Origin of the sequence: Streptomyces sp. NBC_01618, from assembly GCF_045209435.1 — a bacterium.
Classification (GTDB): domain Bacteria; phylum Actinomycetota; class Actinomycetes; order Streptomycetales; family Streptomycetaceae; genus Streptomyces.
This window is the reverse complement of sequence record NZ_CP109297.1, coordinates 2,522,436-2,535,814: the sequence shown is the minus strand read 5'-3', so window position 1 is coordinate 2,535,814 and position 13,379 is coordinate 2,522,436. Positions and strand designations below refer to the sequence as shown.

Annotated in this window: 7 protein-coding genes; all 7 read left to right on the top strand. The window is 71.4% G+C overall.

All coding sequences use genetic code 11. From position 1 onward, the window contains the following. Positions 1-7: 7 nt before the first annotated feature. The 7 genes from mrdA (at position 8) to OH735_RS11920 (ending at position 13,355) form a co-directional block, all read left to right on the top strand. On the top strand, positions 8-2,182 hold the full coding sequence (mrdA, locus tag OH735_RS11950) for a penicillin-binding protein 2 (RefSeq protein ID WP_406381350.1): 2,175 nt from the start codon (positions 8-10) through the stop codon (positions 2,180-2,182). Beyond that, a complete protein-coding gene (gene rodA, locus OH735_RS11945; protein ID WP_406381349.1) occupies positions 2,182-3,372 on the top strand; it encodes a rod shape-determining protein RodA in 1,191 nt (396 codons plus the stop codon). The genes mrdA and rodA overlap by 1 nt, the downstream gene beginning before the upstream one ends. 51 nt (positions 3,373-3,423) lie before the next feature. Continuing rightward, positions 3,424-4,944, top strand: coding sequence for a CHAD domain-containing protein (locus tag OH735_RS11940; protein ID WP_406381348.1), 1,521 nt, complete (start codon positions 3,424-3,426; stop codon positions 4,942-4,944). 50 nt (positions 4,945-4,994) lie between these two features. Further along, entirely contained in the window at positions 4,995-6,920 is a 1,926-nt protein-coding gene (locus OH735_RS11935; protein WP_406381347.1) for a TIGR03960 family B12-binding radical SAM protein, read from the top strand. Positions 6,921-7,010: 90 nt separating this feature from the next. After that, entirely contained in the window at positions 7,011-8,201 is a 1,191-nt protein-coding gene (locus tag OH735_RS11930; RefSeq protein WP_406381346.1) for a hypothetical protein, read from the top strand. 122 nt (positions 8,202-8,323) lie between these two features. Beyond that, positions 8,324-9,106, top strand: coding sequence for a TIGR03936 family radical SAM-associated protein (locus tag OH735_RS11925; protein ID WP_406381345.1), 783 nt, complete (start codon positions 8,324-8,326; stop codon positions 9,104-9,106). 232 nt (positions 9,107-9,338) lie between these two features. Continuing rightward, complete coding sequence (locus OH735_RS11920) at positions 9,339-13,355, top strand: ribonuclease E/G (protein WP_406381344.1); 4,017 nt, start codon at positions 9,339-9,341, stop codon at positions 13,353-13,355. Positions 13,356-13,379: the final 24 nt, after the last annotated feature.

The window sequence follows — 13,379 nt, the reverse complement described above, 5'->3', positions numbered from 1 at the left end:
GCGCCCCGTGAGCAACATCCCCGAGACCGGCCGGACCCAGCGGGTCCAGATCCGTCTCGTCGTCATCCAGGTCCTCGTCTTCTCCCTGCTGCTCACCCTCGGCGGACGCCTCTGGTACCTCCAGATCCGCAACGGCAAGGAGTACAGCGACGAAGCGAAGAACAACCACGTCCAGCAGGTCGTCCAGCCCGCCGTCCGCGGCTCCATCCTCGACGCGCGCGGCGTGCCCCTCGCCGACAACGAGACCCGTCTGGTCGTCTCCGCCAGCCGCACCGAGCTGATGAAGATGCCGGACGACGGCAAGGGCGTCCTGACCCGGCTCGCCGGTGTCCTCGGCATGCAGCCCAAGGAAGTCTTCGACAAGGTCCGGCTCTGCGACGCGAAGACCCCGCAGCCCTGCTGGAACGGTTCGCCGTACCAGCCGATCCCGGTCACCGACGAGGCCACCACCCAGCAGGCCCTCCAGATCCGCGAACGCGCCGAGGACTTCCCCGGCATCACCGCCGAACCCACCGCCGTACGCCGTTACGCCGCACCCGGCAAGGCCAACACCGCCCAGGTCCTCGGCTATCTCTCGCCCGTCACCGACGAGGAGATCACCAAGGCCCAGGACACCGAATCGCCGTACCTGCGCTCCGACCAGGTCGGCCGCTCCGGCCTGGAGCGCACCTACGACAAGGAACTGCGCGGCAAGGCCGGTGTCACCCGCTACGAGGTCGACAACCTCGGCCGGGTCATCGGCCAGGCGAAGAACGACGAGGCGGAGCCCGGCTCCAGCGTCGTCACCTCCATCGACGCCCGGGTCCAGGCCGTCGCCGAGTACGAGCTCAACGAGGCCATGAAGACGGCCCGTCAGTCCTTCGACAAGAACACCGGCGAGAACTACAAGGCCGACTCCGGCGCCGTCGTCGTCATGGAGGCCAAGACCGGCCGGGTCGTCGCGATGGCCTCCCTGCCGAACTACGACCCCAACGCCTGGGTCGGCGGCATCTCCGCCAAGGACTACGCCCGGATGACCAGCAAGAAGTCCAATTATCCGCTGCTCAACCGCGCCATCCAGGGCCAGGCCGCACCGGGCTCGATCTTCAAGGTCGTCTCGACCGCGGCCTCCGTCCAGGCGGGCTACGCGTTCGACGGCAACTACCCCTGCCCCAGCTCCTACAGCGCCGACGGCCAGGTCTACAAGAACTTCGAATCGCAGGGCCACGGCTCGATCACCCTGGGCCAGGCGCTCGAGGTCTCCTGCGACACCGTCTTCTACGCACTCGGCCACCAGCAGTGGCAGAAGGACGGCGGGCTGAAGCCCAAGAAGAACGCCAAGGACTGGTTCTTCAAGACCGCCCACCAGTTCGGCCTCGGCAAGGAGACCGGTATCGACCTCCCCAGCGAGGTCACCGGCCGTGTCCCCGACCGCCAGTGGAAGAAGGACTTCTGGAAGGCCAACAAGGACGCCTGGTGCGAGCAGGGCAAGAAATGGCCCAAGAAGAAGGACTTCGGCACCGTGCTCGCCCACGAGAACTGCCTCGAGGGCATGAAGCTGCACGCCTATGACGCGATCAACTACTCCATCGGCCAGGGTGACACCCTCGTCACCCCGATCCAGATGGCGACCATCTACGCCGCGATCAGCAACGGCGGCACGCTCTACGACCCGACCGTCGGCAAGGCGATCGTCAGCCCCGACAGCAAGCACGTCCGCGTGATCGAGCCCCATTCGCACGGCAAGCTGCCGGTCAGCGCCAAGACCCTGAAGGAGATGGAGGGGGCGCTGGCGGGCGTCGCGACCCGCGGTACCGCCGCCTGGCGATTCGGCGGCTGGCCGCAGGACAAGATCCCGATGCACGCCAAGACGGGTACGGCCGAGGTCTACGGCAAGCAGACGACCTCCTGGTTCGCCACGTACACCAGGGACTACTCGATCGTCATGACGATCTCTCAGGGCGGCACGGGCTCCGGTGCGTCCGGGCCCGCCGTGCGCAACATCTACGACGCCCTCTACGGCCTCGACGACTCCGGCAAGCAGGACCTGAAGAAGGCGCTGCTGCCCACGCCGCAGAAGTCCCTGCCGAAGATCCAGCGGGACGGCTCGATCGACGCCCCGGAGATCAAGCCGTACAACCCGGACTCGCAGAAGACCCCGGAGGAACAGACCCTCGCCGCGATCCTGGGGAGGCGCGACTGATGGCCGGTTTCTCCGTCTCGCGGTACGCCCCCGAGCGCTCCGCCTGGGGCAAGCTCATCGCCCGCGACTCCGTCGTACGCAAACTCGACTGGCCGCTGCTCGGGTCCGCGATCGCGCTCTCCCTCATCGGCTCGCTGCTGGTCTACTCGGCGACCCGGGGCCGCCACGCGCTCACCCACGGCGACCCGTACTACTTCCTCCTCCGGCACGCCCTCAACACCGGCATCGGCTTCGCCCTGATGATCGGCACGATCTGGCTCGGCCACCGCACCCTGCGCGGCGCCGTCCCGATCCTCTACGGCCTCTCGGTGATCCTCGTACTGGCGGTCCTCACCCCGCTCGGCGCCACCGTCAACGGTGCCCACGCCTGGATCATCATCGGCGGCGGCTTCTCGCTCCAGCCTTCCGAGTTCACCAAGATCACCATCATCCTGATCATGGCGATGCTGCTCGCCGCCCGCGTCGACGCGGGCGACCAGCTCCACCCCGACCACCGGACCGTCGCCAAGGCGCTGGGCCTGGCAGCCGTGCCGATGCTCGTCGTCATGGGGATGCCGGACCTCGGCTCCGTGATGGTCATGGTCGTCATCGTGCTCGGCGTGCTCCTCGCCTCCGGCGCGTCGAACCGCTGGGTCTTCGGCCTGCTCGGCGCGGGCGTGGCCGGCGCGATCGCGATCTGGCAGCTCGGCCTGCTCGACGAGTACCAGATCGCCCGCTTCGCCGCCTTCGCCAACCCCGCGCTCGACCCGGCGGGCGTCGGCTACAACACCAACCAGGCCCGCATCGCGATCGGCTCCGGCGGCCTCACCGGAACGGGCCTCTTCCAGGGCACCCAGACCACCGGCCAGTTCGTCCCCGAGCAGCAGACCGACTTCGTCTTCACCGTCGCGGGCGAGGAACTCGGCTTCCTCGGCGCCGGGCTGATCATCGTCCTGCTCGGCATCGTCCTGTGGCGCGCCTGCCGGATCGCCCGCGAGACGACCGAGCTGTACGGCACGATCGTCGCCGCCGGAATCATCGCGTGGTTCGCCTTCCAGTCCTTCGAGAACATCGGGATGACGCTCGGCATCATGCCGGTCGCGGGGCTGCCGCTGCCGTTCGTGTCGTACGGAGGGTCCTCGATGTTCGCCGTCTGGGTGGCCGTCGGACTGCTCCAGTCGATCAGGGTGCAACGGCCGATAAGCGCCTGAGCCGGTGCGGGAGCACTGCCCATTCGCGTACAACACGGCTAGATTCGGTTCATGGCGGACTCGAAGCGTGAGATCGAGCGGAAGTACGAAGCCACGGCGGAAACCCGGCTCCCCGACCTGAGCCGGGTGGCCGGGGTCTCGGCCGTCGACCACCGCGGCGTCACCGAACTGGACGCCGTCTACTACGACACCGAGGACCTCCGGCTCGCGGCGGACTCCCTCACCCTGCGCCGCCGCACCGGCGGCAGCGACGCCGGCTGGCACCTCAAATTCCCCGTCGCCTCCGGCATCCGGGACGAACTGCGCGAACCGCTCTCCGACACCCTGCCGCCCTCCCTCGCCGGGCTGCTCCGCTCCCGGGTCCGCGACGGGGAGCTCGTCCCCGTCGTCCGGCTGCGCTCCGCCCGCGACGTCCACCACCTCCTCGACGCCGGGGGCGCGCTGCTGGCCGAGGCCAGCACCGACACCGTGCGGGCCGAACGGCTGACCGGCGGCAGCGGCACGGCCGCCTGGACGGAGATCGAGGTAGAACTCGCCGACGACGGCGACCCCGCCTTCCTCGACGCCGTCGAACGGAGGCTGCGCAAGGCCGGAGTCCGCCCGTCCGCGGCACCGTCCAAACTGGCCAGGGCGCTCGCCGAGACCGCGCCGAAGCCGAAGAAGACCCCCGGCCGCAAGGGGACGCACCCCACCGCCGGCGACCACGTCCTCACGTACATCCGCCACCAGGCCGAGGCGATCGTCGCCCTCGACCCCGCCGTACGCCGGGACCTCCCCGACTCCGTGCACCAGATGCGGGTCGCCACCCGCAGGCTCCGCAGCGCGCTGCGGTCCTACGGGAAGATCCTCGACCGCGGCGTCACCGACCCGGTCGGCGACGAGCTGAAGTGGCTGGCCGCCGAGCTCGGTATCGACCGCGACCAGGAAGTCCTCGACGCCCGGCTGTGCGCCGGTCTCGACGGCCTGCCCAGCACCCTGATCCTCGGCCCCGTCCGCAGCAGGCTCCGGATCTGGTCGGTGGCCCGCCGGGGCGGCTCCCGGCGCCGCACCGTCGGCGTACTCGACACAACGCGCTACCTGGCACTCCTGGACAGCCTCGACGCCCTGCTCACCGCCCCGCCGCTGCTGCCCGCCGCGTCCAAGGACCCCGAACGGGCACTGCCCCGCGCCGTGCTGAAGGAGTACGAACGCCTTGCGGCCCGCGTCGGCCACGCCCTGGAGCTCCCGCCCGGCGGAGACCGGAATCTCGCCATGCACGACGCCCGCAAGGCGGCCAAGCGCGCCCGCTACGCGGCGGAGGCGGCCCAGCCCGCGCTCGGGAAGCCGGTCAAGCGGTTCGCCAAACGGATGAAGGCCCTCCAGACCCTCCTCGGCGACCACCAGGACAGCGTCGTGGCCCGCGACGCCCTGCGCACCCTGGCCGTCCAGGCACACGCGGCGGGGGAGCCGGGATTCACCTGGGGACTGCTGTACGGGCGGGAGGAGGCGACCGCCGCCGCCGGGGAACGGGAGCTGCCCGAGGTGTGGAAACGGGCGTCGCGGCCACGGATCCGGTCGGCGCCGGCAGGCTGAGCGCCGGGGTACGCTTGATGGTCACCCTTGCCGGCTCTCGAAAGTTCGCGATGTCTGTCGATTCGGTCTTCCCACAGCTCGAAGCTCTGCTCCCGCATGTGCAGAAGCCCATCCAGTACGTCGGCGGTGAGCTGAACTCCACCGTCAAGCCGTGGGACGAATGCGACGTCCGCTGGGCGCTGATGTACCCGGACGCGTACGAGGTCGGACTCCCAAACCAGGGCGTCATGATCCTGTACGAGGTACTCAACGAGCGCCGGGGCGTACTCGCCGAGCGCACCTACAGCGTCTGGCCGGACCTCGAAGAGCTGATGCGCGAGCACAAGGTCCCGCAGTTCACCGTGGACAGCCACCGCCCCGTCCGCGCCTTCGACGTCTTCGGGCTGAGCTTCTCCACCGAGCTCGGCTACACCAACATGCTCACCGCCCTGGACCTCGCGGGCATCCCGCTGAACGCCGCGGACCGCACCGTCGACGACCCGATCGTGCTGGCCGGCGGGCACGCCGCGTTCAACCCCGAGCCGATCGCCGAGTTCATCGACTGCGCGGTCATCGGCGACGGCGAGCAGGCCGTCCTGGAGATCACCGAGATCATCCGCGGCTGGAAGGCCGAGGGCCGCCCCGGCGGCCGCGAAGAGGTGCTGTTCCGGCTCGCGAAGACCGGCGGCGTCTACGTCCCGGGCTTCTACGACGTCGAGTACCTCCCGGACGGTCGCATCGGCCGTGTCGTGCCCAACAAGTCGGGCGTGCCGTGGCGGGTGTCCAAGCACACCGTGATGGACCTCGACGAGTGGCCGTACCCGAAGCAGCCCCTCGTGCCCCTCGCCGAGACCGTCCACGAGCGGATGTCCGTCGAGATCTTCCGCGGCTGCACCCGCGGCTGCCGTTTCTGCCAGGCCGGCATGATCACGCGCCCCGTGCGGGAGCGAAGCATCACCGGCATCGGCGAGATGGTCGAGAAGGGTCTCAAGGCGACCGGCTTCGAAGAGGTCGGACTGCTCTCGCTCTCCTCCGCGGACCACACCGAGATCGGCGAGATCGCCAAGGGCCTCGCCGACCGGTACACCGAGGACAAGATCGGCCTCTCGCTGCCCTCCACCCGCGTCGACGCGTTCAACGTGGACCTGGCCAACGAGCTGACCCGCAACGGCCGCCGCTCCGGTCTCACCTTCGCCCCCGAGGGCGGCTCCGAGCGGATGCGCAAGGTCATCAACAAGATGGTCTCGGAAGAGGACCTCATCCGTACCGTCGCCACCGCGTACGGCAACGGCTGGCGTCAGGTGAAGCTGTACTTCATGTGCGGTCTGCCCACCGAGACCGACGAGGACGTCCTCCAGATCGGCGACATGGCGGTCAACGTGATCGCCAAGGGCCGCGAGGTCTCCGGCCAGAACGACATCCGCTGCACCGTCTCCATCGGCGGCTTCGTGCCCAAGCCGCACACGCCGTTCCAGTGGGCCCCGCAGCTCGGCGCCGAGGAGACCGACGCCCGGCTGACCAAGCTTCGCGACAAGATCCGCGGCGACAAGAAGTACGGCCGCTCCATCGGCTTCCGCTACCACGACGGCAAGCCCGGCATCGTCGAGGGCCTGCTCTCGCGCGGCGACCGCCGCGTCGGCTCCGTCATCCGCGCGGTCTACGAGTCCGGCGGCCGTTTCGACGGCTGGCGCGAGCACTTCAGCTACGACCGCTGGATGACCGCCGCCGAGAAGGCGCTGCCCGAGTACGGCGTGGACGTCGACTGGTACACCACCCGGGAGCGGACGTACGAGGAGGTCCTGCCCTGGGACCACCTGGACTCCGGTCTCGACAAGGAGTGGCTCTGGGAGGACTGGCAGGACTCGCTCGACGAGACCGAGGTCGAGGACTGCCGCTGGACCCCGTGCTTCGACTGTGGCGTCTGCCCGCAGATGGACACCAGCATCCAGATCGGCCCGACCGGCAAGAAGCTGCTGCCGCTGTCGGTCGTGAAGTAGCCGCCTCGGGCACGTCCCGTCCGGGTGACAGCTCGGTGACGAAGGCCCGGTCCGGGAAACCCCGGACCGGGCCTTCGCGTCATGTACGGCATGGACTACGGCGAACACCGGGCCCCCGCGCAGTACGAAGCCGGCGAGGGCTGTCTGACCACACTGATCCGGATCCCGGTACGGATCGTGGTGCTGGTCGTCGTGCTGCCCGTACGGATGATCTGGGACGCCCTGGTGGTGGCGGCCCGAGCCACCGACCGGGCTCTGCTGCGCCCGCTGGGCCGGGCCCTGTCCTGGCTGTTCGCGACGCTGGTGGTGATTCCCTCCGGCTGGCTGTACGAGTCGGTGCTCACTCCGCTCGGCCGTGCGCTGCTGTGGCTGGCCGCGGCGGTCTTCGTCTGGCCGTGGGTCGCGCTCTGGCGGTACGTACTGGTGCCTGCGGTGCGGTACGGGCTGGTGGTGCCGGTGGTGTGGCTGTACGAGGCGGTGCTCACTCCGCTCGGGCACGGGCTGCGGTGGGTGTACCGGGTGTTGCTCGCACCTGCGGGACGTGGGATCCGTACGGCCGTCGGCTGGGTGCTCACCGCCCTCTTCGTCTGGCCGGTGAGCGGCCTGTGGCGATACATCCTGGTGCCGCTCGCGCTCGCCGCCGTCTGGCTGGTGGAGCACCTGGTCGTACGGCCGCTGGCCTGGACGTACCGCGAACTGCTCACCCCGCTCGGCCACGGCATCGCGTGGCTGCTCGACCGGCTGGCGCGCGGGATCGCGGCCGTCGGGACCGGTCTGTGGACGGCGGTGGTGTGGCTGGTCACGACCCTGCTGGTCGCGCCGCTCGGCCTGCTGTACCGGCGGGTCCTCGCCCCGGTCGGCCGGGAGATCGCCGCCGCGTTCGGTGTCGCCTGGCGCATCGCGGGCTACATCTCGCGGGCCGTCGGCCGGGCCATCGCCTGGCTGGCGTGGCATCTGGTCGGGGCGCCGGTGACCTGGGCCTACCGCGCGGTGTGCACGCCGGTGGGGCATTTCGTACGGGACGCCGTCTGGGCCCCTGCCAAGTGGGCTGCCGTCGAGACCGGACGCGCGGCCCGGTCGGCGCTGCGCACGGCACGCGAGACCGTGGCGCGGGCGCGCCGTGACGCCTGGCGGGCACTGGTCGGCGGGCCCGGCGCTCCGACTCCCCGGGAACCGGGGAGCCCTCTTGCGCGTACTCTGGGTAGTACAACGACTGTGCCCAGCGCGGCGCCCGAACCAGAGATCTCCCTGCTCGGAGAGAAGAACGCCGAGCGGGGGTGAGCCGGACCGGACACCCCGGGCCACCCGCATTTCGAGGGCGGCGTGCCACCGCGTCCGTCCCGCACCGAGGAGAAGAACCACTGGGCAAGCGACAGCCCGAAGGCCCGCCGCCCGCACCGGCGGTGCAGCGCATCCGACTGCGCTACACCAAGCGCGGCCGCCTCCGGTTCACAAGCCACCGCGACTTCCAGCGTGCCTTCGAGCGGGCACTGCGCCGCTCCGAGGTGCCCATGGCCTACTCGGCGGGCTTCACCCCGCACCCGAAGGTCTCGTACGCCAATGCCGCACCCACCGGCACGGGCAGTGAGGCCGAGTTCCTGGAGATCGCCCTCACCGAGGCCCGGGATCCCGCCGTTCTGCGCGAGCTGCTCAACGCTTCGCTGCCGGACGGTCTCGACGTCACCGACGCCGTGGAGGCCCGCACCTCGGGTCTCGCCGACCGGCTGACCGCCTCCATCTGGGAACTGCGTCTCGACGGAGTCCCCGTGGAGGAGGCCGCGAAGGCCGTGGCCGCCTTCAACGAGGCGGAGACCGTCGAGGTCCAGCGCCGGGCGAAGAACGGCATGCGGACCTTCGATGCCCGCGCCGCCGTGGTCGGCCTGGAGGCCCTTGATCCACAGCCTGATAGGCCCGAGGACAGGCCCTGTGCGATACTGCGGCTGGTTGTTCGGCACGTGACACCTGCCGTGCGACCTGACGACGTCCTGTCCGGTCTCCGCGTTGTGGCCGACCTGGCGCCGCCGGTACCCGCAGCGGTGACCAGGCTGGCGCAGGGGCTCTTCGACGAGGAGTCCGGCACGGTGACCGACCCGCTCGCGCCCGACCGCGAGGCAGCCCCGGCCGCTCCATCCACGGCCACCGGGACCGCCGTCGCGACGGCGCCGGAAGGTGCAGGTTCCGCGTAAGGCGGTCGTTGCAGCGCAGCTCTCCGACTCGGGAGCCACCTGGGCCGGGCCGCGCGATGACCCATAAGACTTTCGCCAGGCCGTACGCACCTCGCGTACGGAACCGGCGAGCCAGACATTGAGCTCCCGTGCGGCGCCCGCGCCCCGGACACCGGTCCCGCGTACATCACGCGGACCGTGTTGGACCGGAACCAGGCGCGGCGCCCGGGAGCCTGACGGGAGAACCGCCCGCATGCCCCAGTCCAACGAACCCGGCACGACCGGGAACGCCGAAGAGAACAACGCACCCGGCGACAAGCTGCCGCCGCGCCGCAGGCGCCGCGCCGCGTCCCGCCCCGCCGGCCCGCCGGTGGCAGAGGCACTGGGCACCGCCGCTCCGGCCATACCGGTCGTTGACGCCGCAGTGTCCGACAACACCACCGCCGAAGCCGCGAGCGCCCCGGCGGCAGAAGCCGCAGAAGCCGCGCCGCCGACCCGTACGCGTCGTCGTGCGGTCCGCAAGGCGACGGCTCCGGCGGGTGCGCCGCAGGCCGCCGAGGCCGTCGAGATCGTGGCACCCGCCGAGACCACCGAGCCCGTCGTCGAAGCCGAGGCCGAGGCCGAGGTGGAGGAGGCGCCGCCGGCGCGTACGCGTCGTCGTGCCGTTCGCAAGGCGACCGCTCCGGCGGGTGCGCCGCAGGCCGCCGAGGCCGTGACCGAGCCTGTCGTAGAAGCCGAAGCCGAAGCCGAAGCCGAAGCCGAAGCCGAAGCCGAAGCCGAAGCCGAAGCCGAGGTCGTGGAGGCGCCGCCGGCGCGTACGCGTCGTCGTGCCGTTCGCAAGGCGACCGCTCCGGCGGGTGCGCCGCAGGCCGCCGAGGCCGTCGAGATCGTCGAGGAAGCGACGCCCGTGACGGCTGCCGAGCCCGAGCCGGCCGCCGAGCCCGAGCCCGCCGCGCCGCGCGGCCGTACCCGGCGCAGGGCATCGGCTCCGGCCGGTGCGCCGCAGGCCGCCGAGGCAGTCGTCGAGCCCGTCGCGCCCGCGGAAGCCGAGGAAGAAGCCGTCGAGGCCCCGCGTACGCGTCGTCGTGCGGTCCGCAAGGCGACCGCTCCGGCCGGTGCGCCGCAGGCCGCCGAGGACACCGGCGAGAGCCTGCCCGAGGCCACCGCCCCCGAGGAGCCGGCCGCCGAGCCCGCCGAGGAGGCGGCACCGCGTGGCCGCACCCGGCGCCGCGCCACCGCGGCCGCGGGTCGGCCCGAGTTCACCGCCAAGGAGGAGGAGCCCGTACGCAAGAGCCGTCGCGCGGCGCGCCCCGCCGTGGCCGTGTTCCAGGCGCCGGTCTTCGCCGAGCCGATGTTCCAGACGCCGGAGACCGCGGCCGCCGCCGCTGCCGCCTCGCGTCACGCAGAGGTCGAGGAAGAGCCGGAGACGGTCGAGGAGCCGGCCGCCACCACCGAGGCACCGGCCGCCGAGGCCGCGCCGCAGGCCGGTTCGCGCCGCCGTCGCCGCCGTCGTGGTGAGGCCGCCGAGCCCGAGCAGGCCGCCGCTCCTGCCGCCGAGGTGGCGGAGTACGCCGAGGAGGAGCACGAGCCGGAGGGCGAGAGCGAAGCCGGGCACGAGGTCGAGGGCGAGGGCGAGGAGACGGACGAGTACGGGGACCGGCCCTCGCGCCGCCGCCGTCGTGGAGGCCGTCGCCGCCGTCGTGGCGAGAGCGCCGAGGGCGACGAGACCGCGGAGCAGTTCGGTGACGAGGCCGCCGCCGAGCACGCCGAGGGTGACCAGGAGCGCGCTCAGGAGCCCGAAGAGGAGGAGGACGAGGAGCACGAGGCGTCCGCCGCCGGATCCAGCAGCAGCCGTCGCCGTCGTCGTCGCCGTCGGCGCAGCGGGGACGTCCCGTCCGAGGCCGAAAACGGCGTCGACGACCCGGAGCGTACGGTCGTCAAGGTCCGCGAGCCCCGCAAGAAGGAGGAGCGGGAGCCCGGCACCGGCTTCGACGAGGTCCAGTCCATCAAGGGCTCGACCCGTATGGAGGCGAAGAAGCAGCGCCGCCGCGAGGGCCGTGAGCAGGGCCGCCGTCGCGTCCCGATCATCACCGAGGCCGAGTTCCTGGCGCGCCGCGAGGCCGTCGAGCGGGTCATGGTCGTCCGCCAGAACGGCGAGCGCACCCAGATCGGTGTCCTCGAGGACAACGTGCTCGTCGAGCACTACGTCAACAAGGAGCAGGCCACCAGCTACGTCGGCAACGTCTACCTGGGCAAGGTGCAGAACGTACTGCCGTCCATGGAGGCCGCCTTCGTCGACATCGGCAAGGGCCGCAACGCCGTCCTGTACGCGGGTGAGGTGAACTTCGAGGCGCTCGGCATGGCCCACGGGCCGCGCCGTATCGAGACCGCGCTCAAGTCCGGCCAGTCCGTCCTCGTCCAGGTGACCAAGGACCCGATCGGCCACAAGGGCGCCCGCCTGACCAGCCAGGTCTCGCTGCCCGGCCGCTACCTGGTCTATGTGCCCGAGGGCTCGATGACCGGCATCAGCCGCAAGCTGCCCGACACCGAGCGGGCCCGGCTGAAGACCATCCTCAAGAAGATCGTCCCCGAGGACGCGGGCGTCATCGTCCGCACCGCGGCGGAGGGTGCCAGCGAGGACGAGCTGAGCCGTGATGTCGAGCGGCTGCAGCAGCAGTGGGAGGACATCCAGAAGAAGGCGAAGAGCACCGGCAGTTCCAACGCGCCGACGCTGCTCTACGGCGAGCCGGACATGACCGTCCGGGTCGTCCGCGACATCTTCAACGAGGACTTCTCCAAGGTCATCGTCAGCGGCGACGACGCGTGGGAGACCATCCACGGCTACGTCTCGCAGGTGGCGCCCGACCTGACGGACCGCCTGTCGCGTTGGACCTCCGAGGTCGACATCTTCGCGACGTACCGGATCGACGAGCAGCTCATGAAGGCGCTGGACCGGAAGGTCTATCTGCCGAGCGGCGGCTCGCTGGTGATCGACAAGACCGAGGCGATGGTCGTCGTCGACGTCAACACCGGCAAGTTCACCGGCCAGGGCGGCAACCTCGAAGAGACCGTCACCAAGAACAACCTGGAGGCGGCCGAGGAGATCGTGCGTCAGCTGCGGCTGCGCGACCTCGGCGGCATCGTCGTCGTCGACTTCATCGACATGGTGCTGGAGTCCAACCGGGACCTGGTGCTGCGGCGTCTGCTGGAGTGCCTGGGCCGCGACCGTACGAAGCACCAGGTCGCCGAGGTCACCTCGCTGGGCCTGGTCCAGATGACCCGTAAGCGGGTGGGCCAGGGTCTGCTGGAGTCCTTCTCCGAGACCTGCGTCCACTGCAACGGGCGCGGTGTGATCGTGCACATGGAGCAGCCGACGTCGGTCGGTGGCGGCGGCAAGCGTGCCAAGAAGCGCGGCCGCGCGGGCCAGGAGCCCGAGCACGAGCACGTCACCGAGGTCGAGACCGAGGCCGAGGTGGCTGCCGAGGTGGCCGCCCCGGTGGCGCTGCCCGAGCCGGAGTTCGTCCCGGACGAGGAGCTGTACAGCAGCGCGGCCGAGGCCGAGGCTGCGGCCGCGCGGGGCCGCGGCCGGCGCCGCGCGACCCGCAAGGCCACAGCCCCGGCCGGCGCCCCGAAGGCCGAAGCGGCCCCTGCCCCGGAGCCGGTCGTCGAACCGGTGCCGGTCGTCGAGCCGGAGCCGGTCGTGGCCGCCGAGCCCGAGCCGGTGGTGGAGCCGGAGCCCGTCGCCGAGGCCCCCCAGGGCCGTACGCGTCGCCGGGCGACCCGGAAGGCGACCGCTCCGGCCGGCCCCCCGGTCGCCGAGGAAGCCCCGGCTGTCGAGGCCCCGGTCGCCGAGGCCCCGGTCGTCATCGAGGCCCCGGTCGTCATCGAGGCTCCGCAGCCCGAGGCAGCATCCGAAGAGGTGGTCCCCGCGGCCGCTCCGCCGCGTGCCCGCCGCCGGGTGACCCGTAAGGTCACCGCCCCCGCAGGCTCGCCCGCGGGCGCGGACGCGGCGGAGGTCGTCGTGGTGACCGGCTCCCCGGAGCCGAAGCCCGACACCGAGCCGGCCGAGGCCGCCGAAGCGGAGGCCCCGGCCAAGAAGACGGCCCGCAAGACCGCCAAGAAGGCCACCGCCAAGAAGGCAGCCACCAAGAAGACGGCTGCCAAGAAGACCGCCGCGAAGAAGACGACGGCCAAGAAGGCGGCGGCGAAGAAGACGGTCGCCGCCGAGCAGTCGCCGCAGCCCTCCGTCTCGGCCGACACGGAGAGCTGACCGACGGACGGTCGGACAGCATGG

Excerpts from the sequence above, each read along its gene's own strand:
- OH735_RS11940 (WP_406381348.1), top strand. The coding sequence starts at position 3,424 with ATGGCGGACTCGAAGCGTGAGATCGAGCGGAAGTACGAAGCCACGGCG.
- OH735_RS11930 (WP_406381346.1), top strand. The coding sequence starts at position 7,011 with ATGGACTACGGCGAACACCGGGCCCCCGCGCAGTACGAAGCCGGCGAG.
- rodA (WP_406381349.1), top strand. The coding sequence starts at position 2,182 with ATGGCCGGTTTCTCCGTCTCGCGGTACGCCCCCGAGCGCTCCGCCTGG.
- OH735_RS11920 (WP_406381344.1), top strand. The coding sequence starts at position 9,339 with ATGCCCCAGTCCAACGAACCCGGCACGACCGGGAACGCCGAAGAGAAC.
- OH735_RS11935 (WP_406381347.1), top strand. The coding sequence starts at position 4,995 with ATGTCTGTCGATTCGGTCTTCCCACAGCTCGAAGCTCTGCTCCCGCAT.